General features: G+C 45.5%; 20 protein-coding genes. 2 read left to right on the forward strand and 18 right to left on the reverse strand.

Going from position 1 to position 18,044, the window contains the following annotated elements; all coding sequences use genetic code 11:
- Positions 1-6: 6 nt before the first annotated feature.
- From fabZ to AC2TF5_RS23620, 11 genes are all read right to left on the reverse strand, one after another.
- A complete protein-coding gene (gene fabZ, locus AC2TF5_RS23570; protein ID WP_491299542.1) occupies positions 7-432 on the reverse strand; it encodes a 3-hydroxyacyl-ACP dehydratase FabZ in 426 nt (141 codons plus the stop codon).
- A 2-nt stretch (positions 433-434) separates the two neighbouring features.
- The gene (locus tag AC2TF5_RS23575; RefSeq protein ID WP_491299543.1) at positions 435-1,652 is read right to left on the reverse strand and encodes a beta-ketoacyl-[acyl-carrier-protein] synthase family protein; all 1,218 of its coding nucleotides are present in this window, start codon (positions 1,650-1,652) and stop codon (positions 435-437) included.
- Complete coding sequence (locus AC2TF5_RS23580; protein WP_491299544.1) at positions 1,649-1,933, reverse strand: acyl carrier protein; 285 nt, start codon at positions 1,931-1,933, stop codon at positions 1,649-1,651. The genes AC2TF5_RS23575 and AC2TF5_RS23580 overlap by 4 nt, the downstream gene beginning before the upstream one ends.
- Before the next feature lie 245 nt (positions 1,934-2,178).
- Positions 2,179-2,343, reverse strand: a complete 165-nt coding sequence (locus tag AC2TF5_RS23585; RefSeq protein WP_491299545.1) for a transposase family protein — start codon at positions 2,341-2,343, stop codon at positions 2,179-2,181.
- A gap of 692 nt (positions 2,344-3,035) precedes the next feature.
- Complete coding sequence (locus AC2TF5_RS23590; protein WP_491302977.1) at positions 3,036-3,158, reverse strand: IS3 family transposase; 123 nt, start codon at positions 3,156-3,158, stop codon at positions 3,036-3,038.
- A complete protein-coding gene (locus tag AC2TF5_RS23595) occupies positions 3,130-3,369 on the reverse strand; it encodes a transposase (protein WP_491299546.1) in 240 nt (79 codons plus the stop codon). The genes AC2TF5_RS23590 and AC2TF5_RS23595 overlap by 29 nt, the downstream gene beginning before the upstream one ends.
- Before the next feature lie 208 nt (positions 3,370-3,577).
- A complete protein-coding gene (locus AC2TF5_RS23600) occupies positions 3,578-4,621 on the reverse strand; it encodes a hypothetical protein (RefSeq protein WP_491299547.1) in 1,044 nt (347 codons plus the stop codon).
- 1,394 nt (positions 4,622-6,015) lie between these two features.
- Positions 6,016-7,539, reverse strand: coding sequence for a 23S rRNA (uracil(1939)-C(5))-methyltransferase RlmD (gene rlmD, locus AC2TF5_RS23605; protein WP_491299548.1), 1,524 nt, complete (start codon positions 7,537-7,539; stop codon positions 6,016-6,018).
- Between the two features lie 215 nt (positions 7,540-7,754).
- On the reverse strand, positions 7,755-8,636 hold the full coding sequence (locus AC2TF5_RS23610; protein WP_491299549.1) for a diacylglycerol kinase: 882 nt from the start codon (positions 8,634-8,636) through the stop codon (positions 7,755-7,757).
- Between the two features lie 28 nt (positions 8,637-8,664).
- Complete coding sequence (locus AC2TF5_RS23615; RefSeq protein ID WP_491299550.1) at positions 8,665-9,417, reverse strand: sirohydrochlorin chelatase; 753 nt, start codon at positions 9,415-9,417, stop codon at positions 8,665-8,667.
- Positions 9,418-9,419: 2 nt separating this feature from the next.
- The gene (locus AC2TF5_RS23620) at positions 9,420-9,710 is read right to left on the reverse strand and encodes a YerC/YecD family TrpR-related protein (protein ID WP_208915750.1); all 291 of its coding nucleotides are present in this window, start codon (positions 9,708-9,710) and stop codon (positions 9,420-9,422) included.
- A 264-nt stretch (positions 9,711-9,974) separates the two neighbouring features.
- On the opposite strand from AC2TF5_RS23620, the gene AC2TF5_RS23625 reads away from it, so the two are divergent.
- Positions 9,975-10,562 (forward strand): hypothetical protein, encoded by a 588-nt coding sequence (locus tag AC2TF5_RS23625; RefSeq protein WP_491299551.1) that lies wholly within the window; start codon positions 9,975-9,977, stop codon positions 10,560-10,562.
- 196 nt (positions 10,563-10,758) lie between these two features.
- Here the strand turns inward: AC2TF5_RS23625 and corA are convergent, their stop codons facing one another.
- The 6 genes from corA to AC2TF5_RS23655 all read right to left on the reverse strand — a co-directional run bounded on the left by corA (position 10,759) and on the right by AC2TF5_RS23655 (position 16,139).
- Positions 10,759-11,715: a magnesium/cobalt transporter CorA gene (gene corA, locus AC2TF5_RS23630; RefSeq protein ID WP_491299552.1), complete on the reverse strand. Its 957-nt coding sequence runs from the start codon at positions 11,713-11,715 to the stop codon at positions 10,759-10,761.
- Positions 11,716-12,130: 415 nt separating this feature from the next.
- The gene (locus AC2TF5_RS23635) at positions 12,131-13,120 is read right to left on the reverse strand and encodes an inorganic phosphate transporter (RefSeq protein ID WP_491299553.1); all 990 of its coding nucleotides are present in this window, start codon (positions 13,118-13,120) and stop codon (positions 12,131-12,133) included.
- A gap of 13 nt (positions 13,121-13,133) precedes the next feature.
- Positions 13,134-13,748, reverse strand: a complete 615-nt coding sequence (locus AC2TF5_RS23640) for a DUF47 domain-containing protein (RefSeq protein ID WP_491299554.1) — start codon at positions 13,746-13,748, stop codon at positions 13,134-13,136.
- 213 nt (positions 13,749-13,961) lie between these two features.
- Positions 13,962-15,161, reverse strand: a complete 1,200-nt coding sequence (locus AC2TF5_RS23645) for a DUF3048 domain-containing protein (RefSeq protein WP_491299555.1) — start codon at positions 15,159-15,161, stop codon at positions 13,962-13,964.
- A gap of 210 nt (positions 15,162-15,371) precedes the next feature.
- Positions 15,372-15,881, reverse strand: coding sequence for a peptide deformylase (def, locus tag AC2TF5_RS23650; protein ID WP_491299556.1), 510 nt, complete (start codon positions 15,879-15,881; stop codon positions 15,372-15,374).
- Between the two features lie 18 nt (positions 15,882-15,899).
- Positions 15,900-16,139 (reverse strand): helix-turn-helix domain-containing protein, encoded by a 240-nt coding sequence (locus AC2TF5_RS23655; protein ID WP_241932135.1) that lies wholly within the window; start codon positions 16,137-16,139, stop codon positions 15,900-15,902.
- A 307-nt stretch (positions 16,140-16,446) separates the two neighbouring features.
- On the opposite strand from AC2TF5_RS23655, the gene AC2TF5_RS23660 reads away from it, so the two are divergent.
- Positions 16,447-16,977 (forward strand): DoxX family protein, encoded by a 531-nt coding sequence (locus tag AC2TF5_RS23660; RefSeq protein ID WP_491299557.1) that lies wholly within the window; start codon positions 16,447-16,449, stop codon positions 16,975-16,977.
- A 168-nt stretch (positions 16,978-17,145) separates the two neighbouring features.
- On the opposite strand, the gene AC2TF5_RS23665 is transcribed toward AC2TF5_RS23660, so the two are convergent.
- Positions 17,146-17,973, reverse strand: a complete 828-nt coding sequence (locus tag AC2TF5_RS23665; protein ID WP_491299558.1) for an alpha/beta hydrolase family protein — start codon at positions 17,971-17,973, stop codon at positions 17,146-17,148.
- Positions 17,974-18,044: the final 71 nt, after the last annotated feature.

Below are 18,044 nucleotides of genomic sequence, written 5' to 3' on the forward strand. Positions count from 1 at the left end.
ATCTCCTTAGCGCGTCTCGGCCAATGTCACAACTCCTTTAACGACTACCCGGTTATCCACGCTGGCGGTACATTTAATGTGGTGAAAGTGTCCGATTGTTTCCGAAAGCTCGGCTTCCACCATAAGAACATCCCCGGGCACTACCCAATGAAGAATCTTAACGTTGTTAACCGCACATAAGTACAATCGTCTGCTTATTTCCGGCTCTTCGGGGTTATGAAAAATAAAACCGCCTACTTGCGCCATCGTTTCGATCATGAGCACCCCGGGATAGACGGGTTCATCCGGAAAATGGCCGGTTACCCATGGTTCATTGGAGCTTATATTCTTGTAACCTTTGGATCGTCTCATATATTCCGCTTCCACAATTCTATCTACCATTACAAACGGAAACCGGTGAGGCAGTCCTTTGGCAATGTCAATGGTCGTCATCCTTATACTGCCCCCATCTTTCCAACGATAATGCAGGCCGAATTGCCGGAAAAAGCGAAAGAGTTGGACATCGCATAGTGGATATCCCGCTTGACACCCTCGTCTTTAAGAATTTGGAATCCTTGAAATTCTTCCGAAGGTTGCTTAAGTCCAACGGTTGGCGGTGCGAAACCGCGGTCTACCGCCAGCAGTACCGTAGCCAGCTCCACACTTCCGGCTGCTCCCAGGCAATGACCTGTAATCGATTTGGTCGATGAAATCAACACTCGGGCACGTTCTTCTTCCGATTCAAGAAGCTTGGTTATTGCGCGGATTTCCATTACATCATTAAGCTCGGTGGCTGTCCCATGGGCGTTGATATAATCAATATCGCCTGGTTGCAGACCGGCATCCTGCAAGGCCATCTTCATGGTCCGATAGGCTCCTTCGCCCCCCGGATCAGGGCTTGTGATATGATAGGCGTCGTTGCCCAGTCCATATCCCAACAGCTCGCCATAGATGTGCGCTCCCCTTGAATCGGCTCGTTCAAGTGTCTCCACAATAAAGGCAGCAGCTCCTTCGCCCAGTGTAAGACCGTCCCTGTCCGTATCAAAAGGCGTACAGCCATTGATGCTCATGGACTGCAGGCTATGAAATCCCGCTACAGAACTTTCCAGAATAGCATCCGTCCCGATTACAATCATCAAGTCGGCGCTTCCGTTTCGTATCGCATCCAGCGCAATTCCCGCCCCGGCGGTCCCGGCGGCGCAAGCAGACATCGTCGCGTATGCCTGTCCTCTAATTCCGGTATGCGAAGCAATCATGGCTGTACAGGAGGGAACATCAATCAGCCAGTCAGGACTGTCCTCCCGTTGCTCCCTTTTATTTTGAACATATTTAATAAATCTGGTATGACCGGCTACAGATGCGGAAAAAGACAGACCGCCTCTTGCCCCGAGCGCCTCAAGCTCAGATCTGCCCAAGCCGCTATCCGCCAGCGCCTCATCAATCGCTGAATAGGCCATGCACATCAGCTTCTCGTCATCCTCCGGCGTTTCTGTCTCCTTATACGGCTTGTCGATGCCTCCGGCCACATTGCTTCTGGCACCCAACCTTTTCAGCAATTCATTGCTGTGAAGGCCGCTTCTTCCCTCCACCAGCAACTGGAAGAAAGCTTCCCTGCCCAAGCCGCCGGGTGCGATGACTCCCATTCCGGTAACAACTGCACGCGGTTTAGTCATCGGCTGCTCTCACCAATAGAATTGCGGACCATTTCAGCCATGCTGCTTACACTGTTGAATACCGACAAATCCGAGCTTTGCGGCTTGATACCGAAGGTTTCCTTAATGCCCACAGCCATTTCCAAAGCATCGACGGAATCAAGATCCAGTCCTTTACCTTCATCATTCAAATCAAAAAGAGGGATATTATCGTCAATATCCTCTGGCGCAATATCCAATCCCATCTTTGTAACGATCATTCTTTTAATTTGATCTTCAATCGACAATTGCAAATTCTCCATATTTATACCCTCTCTTCATCTATCAAAATAATTTCAAAAACACCTCTGCAAAATAGTAACGAATGCAAACTCTTTGACAAATTTGTGATTTTATTCACGTTCCCTGCTGGTGGGAGAACAAATAGGGTTTGGAACAGTTGCTGCAGCAGATCATGTTCCTTGGGCGAATAATGCTGACTACCGTCACGAAGCACACGGATAACGAGCTTACAAAGGCCTGCTTGGCGATACCTGCAAACTGAGCATTATCGGCGACGGATCTGGGTTGCTTTGTTGCAAGAAGTACACTTCACCCTTGGCATTCTGGTATGCATAAAGGTTTTCCAGTCCCAGAAATCCAGATGCCGCCAATGCTTTATATCGCTGTCAGAGGCTTTACACTCAGCGCTACACAAGGGGCATGCAAACACAGCGCCTCATTCAAAATCCAAATGCAGGTGCCAAGCTTGATCCTGATTGTTAAATTCAAGATGCGTCAGCTTCTATGGTTCTTCCAATTGCAAAGCCACTTCAAACATGTCCATGATCAAGTTATCATTACTGCTTACAGAGTTCCACATCATCAATCCGCTCCTATTAACGTATTACTGAGCAGTATTGACTATTTTCTATGACTTAGACTTTAAGCCATTAAGTATAGCGACGAAGCTCTTTTCCCCCTCTGTTTTCCTCGATTCCATGCGTTCAACACTTGCGATGCACCCGTGTTAGCGGAAACTACTCTTCCGCAACCTTGGATAGCCTAGAAATAATCAAGCGAAGATCGTCTTTATTTCCTTTGATCGAATATTTAATCATGATGTTCCTTAATATGACGACTTCAGCTTCCACTCTTTCGAAACCGCTTTCATAAAGAAAATTGAATACCTATCTTTCATAATATTATTATATATCATATTTTTTTATTTTCTTATGAAATATGTCTCTATTTAAACTTTTTTATCGATAATTGTAGAAAACATCCTTTTTTTATCGCATGCAGCTCTGTAAGAAGTAATCCCAGTAATCGAAGAATCTTTGTAGTTTTATTTCACGATGTATCCTAGATTCCCGGAAAATTATACTCTGCAGTGAATTTGCGGTTTAGCACGTTCTCAGCTACCTACTGTGGAGTGGATCTTGCATATCTCTTTTTCTTCCTCCGGATGACGGACTGGATTCCCTTTAACTTCATCAGTCGGTACACACGTTTTTGGTTAATCGTCTTCCCCGTTTGGCTGCGCATGTGCAAAGTTAATTGACGGTATCCAAACTTCGATTATGAGTACGCTTTTCCAGCCCTCGTAACCATACACCTTGTAACGTCGACGCCATTTCGTCAAAGTCGTTTTAGGGATACCGTATTTCTTGACTGCAGCCTTAACACCAATTTCGCCACTTTCAATCTCATGAAGGATAATGAATTTCTCTGAAGCACTATATTTTTTATTAGGCAAAAAAATCTCCCCTTACGGTAGCAGGTTTCATTATTTCACCTGTCTACCGTAAGGGGAGCATATCACTTCTTGGATGCTCTTTTTTTCCTTTTTTCAGACCGCTTAAAAATTAGCGCCTTTACTACATATTAAGGATTGATGCTCTACTAGGCATTATCCTTACAGTTTATGATGTGAAAAATAAACTTTGATTTATGACTGCTTTATATTATTTTTCTAAATGGTAAAGCAGGTTGGATAACAAAACTACCTCTTGTGATAATAATTGATCTAAAAGGTTTAAAATATTCATTAAAATCTCTTTTTGTTTTTTTAAATGATATTTTAATATCAAATTTTTTATTATGAGTGATTTATTTTCCACTACTGCGTATTGTTCAGACAGTTTAAAGCTAGATGGCAAGATAGTTAAGTCTTCTAAATACTTTATTCTATTCTTCATTATTTTCTTGTGCTCATATATCAGATATACAGCTTTAATAACAGAATGCATATCTGTTGCAGGCTTATCTTCTAGAAAGGCAAGTAATACTTTTTTTAATTCAGTATAAGTATCAATACCAAACTTAAATCCTGTAATAGGTTTATCAAATAATAATCCTCTTTCAGATGAATTGTAACCATTTAAATAATCGTTCAAGTATATCTTCAATAAATTAAGATTAAGGACATCATCAGATACTATATTCTCATTTTTTTTAAGTTTTAATAAAAAGATATCCCTAAATTTTGATTGATCCTGCCAATCTATAAACTGGACGTTACTGAATCCTAATTCAATCTCAAGATAGCTAGCATGTGTATGTTTGTAAATCATATTTCTATCGTAACCACTAACCTTAAACATTTTATCCTTATTATTAAAACCACTTATAAGAATATCATGACAATTATGCACTTTTCCATAAACAAACCTATCTTTTAGGTAATATTCATCTAAATGAAGAGTAATGTAATAATCATTTTTTAATGATTCTTCAAGAAAGTCTATAATAGTTTGATCATTATTACTCGTAAACTCTCGAGGAATTTTATAGATATCCATCAACACATTGGAGGCGTCATAATATGTATATGTAAAAAAATCAAGAAAAAACTCATTCGACATATTATCATTACAATATAGTTGTATATATTGAGAATAAAACCAAGGGTTAAACTGTTTGTGCATACCAATTATTGATAATGGATATGCGTGATATTGTAATCCTTTTATTTCTGGATCACATAACTGTAATTCTTTAATCATCATTAAATTCCTCCTCGACGAATTGACCATAATTAAACGAAAAATCGATGAGAGTGCATATACTCTATTTACCCTTCAACTCATCTTCATCAAAGCGAACTTGAGGTTTTCCTTCACTTGACTCTGATCAATCCCGATCAGAACTTCTAGCAATGTTCTCCTAAAGTTCGATTAACAGCTATAAGTAAATATTCTCCAAAGAGGTCTCTGTTCCCTTCCATATAACGACTTAATTCTACAAATAAAAGATCCAAGCTTTTTTAATTCTGACTCTGTTCCAAATTATTCTTCTGTCTCGATAATTGTCGTCCAGTTATCAGGTTCCATAAAAAATTAACGAGCGTATAAATAAGCAACACGCCAAGATTATTCGTGTCGGATTTGTGTTTATTTCTTATCAATTCTTAAAGAGCATCTACTACTCATGCTTATCATCTTCTTGATATAATGACGTCGCATAATCAATGAAACCCATTAATTTCCGCTTACTTATTTGATTTATGCTGATTCTATTCTGACTTCCATACTTCATATTTAGTTCTAGAGCTGTTGTATCTAAACCAAGAACACGATCTTCGTTAATATATGTAGAGTCAATATCCTCATATTTTGTAATGAACTTAGAAGTGAAGTTTGCTAAATCTTTTATTGGGTCGGATTACAATTGGGGAAATAATGGTAATTGCAGGGATTTCAGGTGTTGCGGAGATTCATCGCCGCACTTTGAAACGTTCCTAGCTCTGACTTTTATTATAAGGAAAAACCGAGTCAGATCTGAAATGTTACCAGGGATCTCACTCGGTTAATTTTATGCTTTAGAGGGCTGTTTCTTTGATATTTCAAGCTCTTGATTCATACCTTCACCCTGTCTTATCACGACTTTATTACGATTTTAGCAGGGGTTTATTTGTTATAGCACGGGTTTATTTGGGTGTTACATCCCGGCGTCTTCTGTTCAATTAGGCAGTAATACGGCCTATATTTACATCAAGCCTGTTTTTCGGCGGCTGTTACATTGACTTTTAAAGTCTGTACCATATCAAAGAATCCGATGAAAACAATGATTTTACTACACTGTTTCATCTGTCCAGTAATAATAAACTCACTACTACTTCACACCCCGCGAACCCGCATTCCACCGTTGCCCGTTAAAAAAAGTCTTGCTACAAATCACGATTTCCGCACGATTATCGTCTCATTTTGACCGATTTCTCAGGCTTTTCCCCACGTTTTTTCTCACGTTTTTCTCCAGTTATAATAAAGATTTAATACTCTTGTTTTCCCCAAATCGTTGATGGGGCAGACTTGGGGAGGGATAGAGAGTAAAGACTTTATTGTAACTTGGTGCGGTCGGATAGTAGCGACTTTATTATAAATGCTACGAGTTTATTACTGGGCTACAAGATTCGTTGCATCCCTACTACACACTCCACATGCACCGTATGCGGAAACATATCCACCGGCTGCACCTCCACAGCCCGGTACCCACCATCCTCGAGTACCCTCAAATCCCTCGCCAACGTCGACGGATTACAGCTCACATACACAACCCGCTCCGGCTTCATCTGAAGGATCGTCTCCAGCAAGCGGGGATCGCAGCCCTTGCGTGGCGGGTCCACTACGATTACATCCGCCTCGACACCTTGCTCTTTCCAACGCGGAATCACATCCTCGGAAGCTCCGACCTCGAATTCCACATGGCTCATACCATTTAGTTCAGCATTTGCACGTGCATCCTCGATCGCTTCTTTGACAATCTCGACGCCGTACACCTTCTTGGCGTGTTGCGCCAAGAACAATGAGATCGTACCGATGCCGCAGTAGGCATCGATAACCGTCTCATTGCCGGTCAGCCCAGCATATTCGACAGTTTTACCATACAGGATCTCCGTCTGTGCTGGATTCACCTGATAGAAAGAACGTGCAGAGATGGCAAACTTCACATCACCAATATAGTCATGGATGACCTCACGCCCCCACAGGACACGAGTAACATCTCCGAAAATAACATTCGTCTTACGCGTATTGACGTTCTGACAGATGCTCACGACGGCTGGCAGTTCCTCGCGAATCGCAGCGATCCATTGGTCAAGGTGAGGGATACGCTCGCCATTGGTCACAAAAACGATCATCATCTCCCCAGTTGCAAAGCCAATCTTCACGACAACATGGCGGAGCAGGCCTTGACCGGTTTCTTCATTATATGCGGTAATACCAAGCTTCCAGCCGATGGCCTTTACACGGCTGACGACAGCGTCGTTCTGCTCGTGCTGAATAAGACATGTCTCCATATCTACAATACGGTGACTGCCCCGGGCATAGAATCCCCCAACCAGTCCACCTTCGGTAACACCGATCGGCACCTGTGACTTGTTACGGTAACGCCAAGGCTCGCTCATACCTAGCGTTGGACGCACGATAATCCCTTCTTGATTATCTGGGGTCACAACTTGTCCAATTGGCTCATCGCCCTGCTCCCCGTCCTGACCGTTCATCCCAGCTCTAGCCGCTCCACCCTGCACCCGCAGCTTCCCGATCCGCTCCAGGTTGTCCACTACCAACTGGCGTTTCCACCCCAGCTGGGCAGCATAGTCCATATGCTGCAGCTGGCAGCCGCCGCATTGGTCATAGATCGGACAAGGTGCCGAAGTCCGAGCCTTGCTCGCCCCCACCAATTCCATCAGCTTCGCATAACCGTACTGTTTCTTTGTCTTAAGCACCTTCACGCGGACCTTCTCGCCCGGCAGCGCGCCCTGCACGAACAGGGTATAGCCTTCCGCACGGCCTACCCCTTCACCGTCATGGTTCATCCCGATGATATCTATGATAACCTCGTCATTTTTCGCCACCGGCAATCCAGCAATCGCCGCCGAGGGCTTGCTGCTACGTTGCGGACCACGTCCGCTGCGGTTCTTCTTCATGATGTGCTACTCACTTCTTTCCATTCAACTTATAAAACTCATCTACTGTATGTATCAAATGCGTGCACCCATACCTCTCTATATTCCCTGTATTGAGCACATCCATAATCAAAATCTTTACACAACAACAAAAAGCCCCCATAGGGGAGCTTGTCGTAAAAGCTCCGTCCATCATTATACGGGAGCTTCCTATTACATTCAATCTAATTCATGCCTCACGCAAAAATCCGCAGATGCTGCGGCAGGTTGCGGAACGTTCCTGGCAGCACACCGCCGAACTCGCCGTCGAGATTCAGCTGTACTGGCCCCGGGGAGACAACCTCCATATAATCGGTCCGGAAGTGGATAACCCTCTTATCGTTCAAATGCTCCCCGCGCAGGGCCATGGAGACGACACGGACGAATTCCGCAAGATTGCATTTGCGCAGTGCAATGACGTCGAACAGACCGTCGTCGATACTGGCACCAGGAGCGAGCTTCTCGAAACCGCCAACCGAATTGCTGTTCGCGATGAGGAACACCATGAACTCATCGTGGATCGTTGCCTGGCCGTTCGCATTAATGATGAGCTCCTGTGGCGTCAGGCTGACCATTTTCTCCAGACCCTTCAAATAATACGCCAGCTGCCCGATCATCGTCTTAAGCTTGCTTGGAACTTCGTACGTAAGCTCCGTCAGCGTACCGCCGCCTGCAATATTAATGAAGTAACGGTCATTGGCCTTGCCGAGATCAATCGGCCGGGTCTCATTCCGAATTACCAGATCGCAATATTCCTCCCAGTTCTTCGAAATGCCAAGCGCCCGTGCAAAATCATTCGTCGTTCCTAGCGGGAACACACCCAAAGGTGGAATATTCTCTTTCTCCGCCATGCCATTAATGACTTCGTTCAATGTTCCGTCGCCACCGGCGGCAATGATGAGGTCATACCCCCGATCTACTGCTTCCGCGGCTGCGAGAGTCGCATCCCCCTCGCCAGTTGTCGCATGACAAGAGGTCTCAATACCTGCGTTGTCCAGACGCTGCAATATATCGGCCAGACGTCGCTTCATTTCCTCCCGCCCAGAGGTGGGGTTATAAATTAACCGTGCTTTTCTCATTTACGATACGCCACCTGTATTCATGATTTCAAGGGTTCAAGAAGGTACGGACCTGACGCAGCATCCACTGCGGAAGCAGCGGGTGGGGCAGCAGCGTTCGGCCAGAATAATGACACGAAAGCCCCTGCAGCCGGTCCGGAATCACCTTCTCGGTAAAATATCCCTCACTTAAAAAAAGCGGAGCCACGATTACCTCGCAGCCGCGCTCCTTCCATTCTACCACTTTTTCCCGAATATTTCCAGGATTCAGTAGCGCAGCATCCGCAAACGTTCCGCTTACTTCTGCCACCCGCAGGGCCAAAGAACGTATCCCAAGCTCCCAGCGGGCGTGAAACAGCTCATGACGGCTGCCATGACCAACCAGAAGTACGACTTCTTTCGAAGGTTCACAAGACAGCTCACGAACTTTATCCCATACCATGACCGCAATATCCGGATCATCGTCGACCGGGGTACCAAAATGGACCCGTGCCTTCACCTCAAAAGGTTCGAGATCCGTCTCCTTATCGGGCACAGCCTTTACACCCAAAGCGTATGCTATTTCATCAATATGAGTGCTGCCCGAAGATACGAACAAAGGAATAACCAGCATGTCCGTGACACCCTGGCCTTCCAATGCAAATATACCGTCTTGAATGAGGCGACCTTCTACTAACTCCAAATATGAAGCCACTACCGGTACATCCACATCCTTGGCTAGCTCCTGGACAGCCTCGTCCACCAGCGATACCCAAGTCTCTTCTCTGGAGCCATGACTGATGACGAGCACTCCAGATTTCATTATTAACGCCCTAAACGTTCCAGCGCCATTTTATACCCATCATTACCATAGTTCAAACACCGTTTCACGCGAGAGATTGTTGCTGTGCTGGCTCCGGTTTCTGCTTCTATCTGGTTGTATGTGCATCCTTTTCCCAACATCCGCGCGACTTCCAGTCGCTGAGACAAAGATTGAATTTCATTGACTGTGCAGAGATCGTCGAAAAATACATAACATTCTTCCACACTCTCCAATGTCAGGACTGATTCAAATAATTGATCGATGCTTTTATCATTTAATTTTTTTAATTGCATTAGATCATCCCCTACCGTTACTTATACGCACCTTCATTGTACCCGAGCAGTGACAGTCTTTTCAAGCATTAACGATTTCACGCACTACAGAACAACCATATCATCGGCTTTTTTATGGGAAAATACACCTAAAAAATCACGAATAGCCCACATGGGCACCCGCCCGATTCCGCTCCTATCCCGTAAACAAGGGCAAAAGCCTAAGGCATTAGCCCGCCTATTTCATACAGTATAGTAAACCATTCAAAAAGGAAAGTGATAAACATGCCAAGTCATTACCATTATCACCACCGCCGCCCATCTAACCAGCGGTCAATCAGCGAAATGCCGCCTGCATCGCCTTATCCCGGTGTTAATTCATATGCTGACTTTCCCGAAGAGGTTGGAACTCCCTCCCTCTATCCTTATTCAAATACGGCACAGTCATCCTTCACACCCTTTGATGGAGAGTCTGAAGTAGGAGGGAGTCTTCCGGTTCCTGTATCCGCGGTAACCCCTGCTCCTTCTAACGGCGGATCCGGCGGTCTAAGTAGCTTGCTCAGCGGACTTAACCTCAGCAATCTCGATGTAAAAGGCATTATTGAGAAAATGGGCGGGATTGACGGACTCATTGCGAACGTGGGCAAAGTCCAGAAAGTCATGCAAGGCTTCCAACAGCTCGCACCCATGATATCTCTCCTTACCGGAATGTTTGGCAAAAAAGGCAAGGGAGCTTCCTCCAATAAATCTACCGACTTCAGTAACAGCAGCTATGGATATACCCCAAGAAGACGTCGTTCCTCCTCAGCCGCCAGACGGAGATCCGGTTCACGTAGGCCCTCTTCAGGTGGACGAAAGCGCCAGCGATCTTAAGCTGGCGCTCCATGCCTTACGCCAATGCAGCCGGTGACTCGAGAGCTCATATTGAATCAGCACCATGGCCAATCCAAGTGGAGGAGGGCATTCCCGCCTTACGCTTGGTTTGGCCTATTCGGCATGACATTCAAGGAGTATCACCTACATCCTCCTAAATCACGAAACTGCTGAACCCACCGCCATTGGACCTCGCCTACTTGAACCAACCCCTCCGTATGAACCATAGTACCATGCTTGCCCCTAGAAGGAACATGAACAGAAGCACAGCTCCATATCCAAAACTCCAATGCAGCTCTGGCATAACATCAAAATTCATTCCGTAAATGCCGGCGATCAGCGTCAAGGGCATAAAGATCGTTGTAATAACGGTCAATGTCTTCATAATATTATTCATCCGGTTGGAATTCAAAGATATGTAACTGTCACGTAGGTCTGCCGTCATCTCTCTATCCACCTCGATCATATCCGTCAGCTTAAGCAAATGGTCGTAAACATCGGAGAAATAAGCATGATGACCGTGCTTCTGAACATGCTGCGAATTCACGACCCGGTACAGTAAATCTCTCATCGGTACAACCGTCCGTCTCAGTCTCAAAAGCTTGGAGCGCAGGGAAAACACCTGATGCATCAGTTCCTCTATAGATTCTTCCCCGCCCTTGCTCTCGATCTCTGCCAGTTCATCCTCTATGGCAAACAGGCCCGGGAAATATTGGTCGACCAGCTTATCCATGACCGTATAAGCAGAAAAGGTAGCTCCATTTGCCTTAATCCCTCTCTGTTTTGCACCATCCGTTACCCTCTCCCATGCTTCATCCACCTCGATCAAGGGCTGCATATGAAATGACACAAATAGCGATGGAGACAGGAAGAAGTCGACCTCCACAACCTCCAGGCTATCCGGATCCAAGGCATGTAGAACAAGAAACTGCAGATCCTCAAAATAGTCCAGCTTGGGTCTCTGCAAAATATGAAGGCAGTCTTCAACCGCGAGGGGGTGAAAATGAAAATATGTTTCCAGCAGCTTGCACTCCTCCGTCGTAGGCGCATTAAAATCGACCCAGACCCAATCGTATTCCTCCAGATTCAGCTCTTCCAGAGGAAGTCCAATAACAGCCTCTCGGCTACGGGTCACGGCTAACGTTCGAATCATATCCTCAGCCCCCTTTTTCTAAAAGTCTCATCAAAACAATCTTCTATTAGAGGTTGTTCAAAAAGTCCGCTTTTGATCACGAAGTGAATCAGGAAGTGGGCTCGGCATCGAATCTTGAATTCAGCAGGCCCTAAGTAGATGCTTACGAAGTATGTTTCCTCCGGAAACATTTTAGGTGCTCACGTACCCAAAACAGCTGATGCTTACGAAGACGTTTTCTACGAAAACGTGCAGCTCCGCTCCTCAGTCCCTAGCTTCATCCAACTCAAGCGTTTTGAAAAAACGCACATCGGAAGCATATGCTTCGGTGCTGAAAACCGACCTTTTTGAACACGCACTATTATAACAAAAAAGCCAATCTTTTATGATTGGCTCCACAGCTATCCTAATTATATGTGTATGTGTTGTTTGTTCTCTAGAATAAAATCTTGAAGATAAGACCTGCAAGCAGTGCCGTGATCGGAATGGTAATAAACCAAGTTATAATAATACGACCCGCGAGAGACCATTTAACGGCCGAAAAGCGTTTGGCTGAGCCAACACCGAGTATGGCTGAAGTAATGGCATGGGTTGTACTGATCGGCAGGTGAAGCAACGTAGCCGAAAAAATAACAGTCGCGCCGGTAAAATCAGCTGCGAACCCGTTAATCGGCTCGATTTTGAATATTTTGGTACCCATGGTTTTAATGATCTTCCATCCGCCCACCGAAGTACCGAGCGCCATTGCCGTAGCTGCAGACAACTTAACCCAGAACGGAACTTCCATTTCGCTCAGTTGACCTGAGGTCACGAGTGCGAACGTAATAATCCCCATCGCTTTCTGCGCATCATTCGTACCATGCGTGAAGGATTGGAGTGCCGCTGTAAAAATCTGCATCGTACGAAAACCTTTGTTTACCGTATGCGGACTCTTTTTGGCAAAGATCACTTTAAGCAGCTGCATGATCAGATAACCGACAACAAAAGCGATGATCGGCGATAGAATGAGTGCAAGCACGATGTCGGTAAATCCGGCATAGTTCAGCTTATCGCTTCCTGCTCCGACAAATACTGCCCCTGCCAAAGCACCAATAAGTGCATGTGAAGAGGAGGACGGAATTCCGAACCACCAGGTAACCAGGTTCCAAATGATCGCGGCGATAAGTGTTGCAATAACAACTTCGATCCCGTTATCAAGCGTTGTCGGATCCGCTACACTGCCACCGATCGTTTTGGCCACGCCAGTAAATAACATCGCACCTAAAAAGTTCATGGAAGCGGCCATGATAATCGCCGTTCGGGGCTTCAAGGCCCGCGTCGATACAGAGGTGGCGATCGCATTAGCCGTATCATGGAAACCGTTGATAAAGTCGAACCCGAGTGCCAGAAGTACGACAATACCTAATACGAGCATAGATGTATCCATAGTTCAGGACCCCTTACGAATTACGCATAATGATAGATTCGAGCATATTTGCCACGTCTTCGCAAGTGTCCGTGGTAGTCTCAAGACGTTCATAAATCTCTTTGCGTTTGATCAGTTCGATCGGATCAGATACCGTAGCGAACAAATCTTTAATACAAATACGCAGCAGCTCATCACCTTGGTTTTCCAGATCATTCAGACGAATGGTATACTCGCGAATAGCCAGCAGCTTCTTCTGCGAGAGCAGATGAATCGCCTTCTGGATTTCGTAAGAGGATTGACGCAAGATTTCGGCAAACTGAACGATATGCTCGTCCGGCTGGCCCAGCTGATACATATAAAACCGGGATGCGGTGGCTTCAAGACCATCCATTACATCATCCATACTGGTTGTCAAATCCATGATGTCGTCGCGTTCGATTGGCGTAATAAATGTTTTGTTGAGTTCCGTGATGATGGTATGTGTGAAAGTGTCACACTTGGACTCAAATTTTTTCATTTCATTAGCAAATTCTGTAACATCTTGTAGATTAGAAACGTGCTGTGAGAAATAATCTGCTGCTTGCACGATTGTGTCGGCCATATTCTCCAACGTCTGGAAGAATATATCCTTTTTCTTCAATTTCATACTCTAACCCCTTTACGAAAAATTGCCATGAACGTCGAAATGAAAAGAAAAGACAACCTTGATTATCTTATCACATACAATGAGACGTGTGTACTACAAAGTATTGTCTAAAAACGCCGCAAATCGCAAAAAAAGACGATCAATGCGCTTACATTTTGAAGACTATAAATATAACTTACCCGCTTCGATGTCGTTTATCCCAGCAAATCCGAATTATGGATTAGTTATTGTAATATGTGTGTCGAAAGCAGGACTGTTTGGCACAATGTTGAAATAAGTCGTTCCTGGGACCAAAGGCACTTCTTTACCGTCTTTCACGAAACGGATAGCGTCTCCGGCTGAACGAACCCACTGTCCCTTGATGACTTTCCCCTGCTGGAATAGCATTGCTTCTCCACCCAGATCAATATCTACAGCAAGTCTTCCAACATCGTCGAGCACTTTATGGTTCGCCCCCAGCACAATAACATTGGCAGCTGTAAGCACGGAATTGTTATTCAGATCGATATGCGGCTGGCCGTTAATAGATCTTTGATACAGCTTGGATTGTTCATCATAGGTGTATCCTACCACATAATTTTTTAGCAAAAAGGTAATGTCGACCTTCGCCGCAGCTTCGCCCTCTGGAACGTCTGCTGATACAGATCCACTATCCGAGCCTGATTCTGCTGCATCTGCAGATACAGATCCACTATCCGAGCCTGGTTCCGCTGCATCTGCAGATACAGACCCACTATCCGAGTCAGCTTCCGCTGCCTCTTCCTTCATAAAAGTGTATTTCGGTATCGTCACATCATCTGAAAACTTATGCTTCTCAGCTCCTTCACGAAGCTTCTCATCACTGGAGTACAAGTTATGAGGTGCCTTGCGGTCCTTCTCCCGCCAAAAATAAGCTCCTGCATTGCCGATCTCATCGAGATCCTGCTTGCCCTGTTTCTTGATGATGGAATATGCTTCCGGACTCCCCCCCGCATGAACAAGGACGCCGCCGTAGCTTTCGCCTATATTAATTAGATAAGGCCGGATGCTGCGAATCGGACCGATCTTCTCAATACCCGTCTGGCTTTGGAAAATAGCGACCAGACGTGTGATTCCGCCTTCGGCCAACACCTCATAGACAATGTCTGCCTGGCTGAGTCCAGATTGCGGCCGCGCGGCAGGCGCATTGTTGATCATAACAGACAGCGGTCTCCGATTAGATGCCTCTTCAAGCGGCATTCCTGTAAGCGGTGCCGTAAATGCAGCAGTCTCTTTCCCAGGCGGTGTTTCCGCTGGCGACTCCACTGGAGTCTGGGCCTCTGGCGTTACGACGGGCTCCTCCTTTTTTTCTCCACTACATGCAGACAGCATGAGCACCATCGAGATGGACAGAATGCTTGTCCTCCACACGGATTTTCTTTTGTTCAACAACATCTTCGTTTTCCCCCTAATTCATAGCACTCCCAAATGGCTAATTTAATAAATCTCAAGTTGAACTGACAGTTAGACCATATTTTACATTTAATCACAAAACTCATTATTTGTCTGTAAATGTACATTACAGAAGGAAAATGACTTAGGTAAAAAGGAAACGAGTCACTATTCTCTCGTAAACACAACAAAAAGCCCGTAACGGGCTTTTTGTTATCTTGTCAGTTTAAGTACATCTATAAGACGAACCCGATGTCCGTCCTGCTCATGGTAAAGGAAATCGTCCTTTACATGATCAATGAACAGTATGCCGTTCAGGTGATCAATCTCGTGTTGAATGCACACGGCCAGATAACCTTCAGCTTCAAGGATAAAGGGTTCCCCCTGACGGTTCAGGCTAGACACTTTTACATAATGGGACCTTGTCACCATGCCGTTGTATCCGGGATATGAAAGACACCCCTCTGGTCCGAATTGTTCACCGCTAGACTCCATGATTTCGGGATTTATGAGTTCAATCAACCCTTCTCCACAATCCATGACGACCACTCTTCGGAGTATGCCAATTTGTGGAGCAGCCAAGCCGGCTCTGCCTTCTGTTGCATAAAGGGTATCCACCATGTCGTCGAGCAGTTTCAACGTACGGGAGTTCACTTCTTCAACCGGCTTAGCTGTTTTCCTTAATAGAGAATTACCAAAAGGAAGTATCGTTCTTTCCGCCATGCTATTTATTCCTCCTTATCAAGCACCTTTAAAACGAGAAGGGGTATGAACCCACAAATCGCTAGGCGTACATTCCAATGCTGTACATAAAGCGTCCAACGTCTCTGCTTTCATCTGCTTCGGTGAGCCGTTAATCAATGAACTAATGGAGGGAGCTGATAAGCTGTACCCCGCCTTCTCCTTTAATAATCTCGCCAAGGCAGCCCCTGACCAAATACCGCGTTCAGCCATAATGCTTCGCAGCATCCATACGAGCATGAAAGTAACCTCCATTCTTTAGGTATTAACTTAATTTATTAGGTAGTACATTATTTTATTAGGCAATAACTAATATATCATGCTTTGATCTCAAGCTCTATACATCTCTGTATTTAATAAAATCACGTCCATATAAAGATGCTCAAAATTAATTTTAAATTTTATTTAAAATTGTGATTTAAATCACAAGGTATGTGATTTTTTTCACTTATAATTAAGCCATGAAAGAGATGATCATCTTCCATAAAAACAAAGAAGCAATCAGCAAGATAACACGAAATGATAAATCATCTAAGGAGTGGTTCATATGTTTAACCAATGGCTGAGAGAGAATAAAATTGCAATGTGGCTTCTGACCGTCATTCGGGTCTATGTTGGTTATGAATGGTTAACAGCAGGTTGGGGCAAGCTGACAGGCGGATTTGACGCCGCAGGGTTCATGCAGGGGGCAATCGCAAAGGCAGCGGGTGACCACCCCGCCGTACAAGGATGGTGGGCTGCGTTTCTGGAACATGCCGCACTGCCTGGAGTAAAATTCTTCAACGTCCTTGTACCGCTTGGTGAATTCCTGGTAGGTCTTGGACTCATTCTCGGAACGTTTACCACCTTTGCTGCACTGATGGGACTCGTGATGAACGCAGCGTTCCTCTTCTCGGGTACCGTGAGCACCAACGCACAATTGCTACTGCTTGAAGTACTGATCATCGTTGCAGCTGCTAATGCCGGCAAAATCGGTCTTGACCGCTATGTCCTCCCTTACCTTCGCGGATTGTTTAACAAAGGCGGACGAACAACCTATGGCGACAGTGCTCCAAAGTTCAATAAACGCACCGTGTAAAGAACATTCTCTAACTCGAAATTCATTGTTCCACATATAGAGAAACCATACTGAAATAAAAATATAGGGCTGTTTCAATCCTAATAAGTATCGAAAAGACCTCCGCTTCACCCGAACAGGTGAAGCGGAGGTCTTTGTCGTTGACTGCATATGACAGGCTAGAGTGGATCATATCATCCAATGCTGCCAATCCTGCTGAACGCTCTCCAGCTCGTTCAACCATTCCCGGGTCCGTTTCAACAGCTGTGATCGCTGCACCCCCGCGGAATACGTATGATCTCCCTGGAAAATGATCTCTTTATCACAACGTCCCTCGGGACGCATCCAGAACACTTTTTGATACAAGAACGCATAATCGACCGGGATAATCTCGTCAGACGTTCCGTGGATGACCAGCACATCTCCAGTGAACCTGATCGCCTCCTGAAACGGCTGCCCCGCTGCAAGCGATTCGAAAAACGTCGGTGTGAATTCATAGCCGAGGTAATCTGCTTTTCCGGATTTCACGGATGCGTCATACACGTCACGGCCCGTAATAGTCACAATATCGTTAAACGGATAACCTACAGCCGACCATAGGACAAGATTCTTGACCCGGCGGTCGCGGACAGCTGTCTGAAGCGCTACGGCTCCTCCAAGACTATGACCGATCAGCGTAACCCGGGTTGGGTCAACATCGGTGCAGCTAAGTCCGTAATCTAGTACGGAACGGGTCTGAGCAATCATGGACTCCAGCCCTTCAGCTCCGTAGCAGCCAGAGCTTTCTCCGCAGCCGATATAGTCGAAGCGGAGTACCATATACCCGTCCTCCGCAAGCTCCCGCGCCGTCTTCACGAACAGGCGATCTACGCCGATCCTGCTTCCGACGAAGCCGTGGCAGATGACAACGAGTGGAACGCGATTGCAGCGCCCTTTCTGTTGCCCGTCTTTAGACGGATAATGTATGCTTGCCGTCAGTTCCTCCTGATTGTGGCGGATGATGATCTGCCGCTCCATGTCCATTCCTCCCCGAAAGAATTTCATATATAACGATAATTCCGATAAGTTTAATGTGAATTAATTAAAAT

It is taken from the genome of Paenibacillus sp. JNUCC 34, from assembly GCF_058269055.1.

Bases quoted from the DNA above. Each gene is read 5' to 3' on its own strand.
- fabZ (WP_491299542.1), bottom strand. From the start codon at position 432: ATGACGACCATTGACATTGCCAAAGGACTGCCTCACCGGTTTCCGTTT.
- AC2TF5_RS23575 (WP_491299543.1), bottom strand. From the start codon at position 1,652: ATGACTAAACCGCGTGCAGTTGTTACCGGAATGGGAGTCATCGCACCC.
- AC2TF5_RS23580 (WP_491299544.1), bottom strand. From the start codon at position 1,933: ATGGAGAATTTGCAATTGTCGATTGAAGATCAAATTAAAAGAATGATC.
- AC2TF5_RS23590 (WP_491302977.1), bottom strand. From the start codon at position 3,158: ATGCGCAGCCAAACGGGGAAGACGATTAACCAAAAACGTGTGTACCGA.
- AC2TF5_RS23600 (WP_491299547.1), bottom strand. From the start codon at position 4,621: ATGATGATTAAAGAATTACAGTTATGTGATCCAGAAATAAAAGGATTA.
- rlmD (WP_491299548.1), bottom strand. From the start codon at position 7,539: ATGAAGAAGAACCGCAGCGGACGTGGTCCGCAACGTAGCAGCAAGCCC.
- AC2TF5_RS23610 (WP_491299549.1), bottom strand. From the start codon at position 8,636: ATGAGAAAAGCACGGTTAATTTATAACCCCACCTCTGGGCGGGAGGAA.
- AC2TF5_RS23615 (WP_491299550.1), bottom strand. From the start codon at position 9,417: ATGAAATCTGGAGTGCTCGTCATCAGTCATGGCTCCAGAGAAGAGACT.
- AC2TF5_RS23620 (WP_208915750.1), bottom strand. From the start codon at position 9,710: ATGCAATTAAAAAAATTAAATGATAAAAGCATCGATCAATTATTTGAA.
- AC2TF5_RS23625 (WP_491299551.1), top strand. From the start codon at position 9,975: ATGCCAAGTCATTACCATTATCACCACCGCCGCCCATCTAACCAGCGG.
- corA (WP_491299552.1), bottom strand. From the start codon at position 11,715: ATGATTCGAACGTTAGCCGTGACCCGTAGCCGAGAGGCTGTTATTGGA.
- AC2TF5_RS23635 (WP_491299553.1), bottom strand. From the start codon at position 13,120: ATGGATACATCTATGCTCGTATTAGGTATTGTCGTACTTCTGGCACTC.
- AC2TF5_RS23640 (WP_491299554.1), bottom strand. From the start codon at position 13,748: ATGAAATTGAAGAAAAAGGATATATTCTTCCAGACGTTGGAGAATATG.
- AC2TF5_RS23645 (WP_491299555.1), bottom strand. From the start codon at position 15,161: ATGTTGTTGAACAAAAGAAAATCCGTGTGGAGGACAAGCATTCTGTCC.
- def (WP_491299556.1), bottom strand. From the start codon at position 15,881: ATGGCGGAAAGAACGATACTTCCTTTTGGTAATTCTCTATTAAGGAAA.
- AC2TF5_RS23655 (WP_241932135.1), bottom strand. From the start codon at position 16,139: ATGCTCGTATGGATGCTGCGAAGCATTATGGCTGAACGCGGTATTTGG.
- AC2TF5_RS23660 (WP_491299557.1), top strand. From the start codon at position 16,447: ATGTTTAACCAATGGCTGAGAGAGAATAAAATTGCAATGTGGCTTCTG.
- AC2TF5_RS23665 (WP_491299558.1), bottom strand. From the start codon at position 17,973: ATGGAGCGGCAGATCATCATCCGCCACAATCAGGAGGAACTGACGGCA.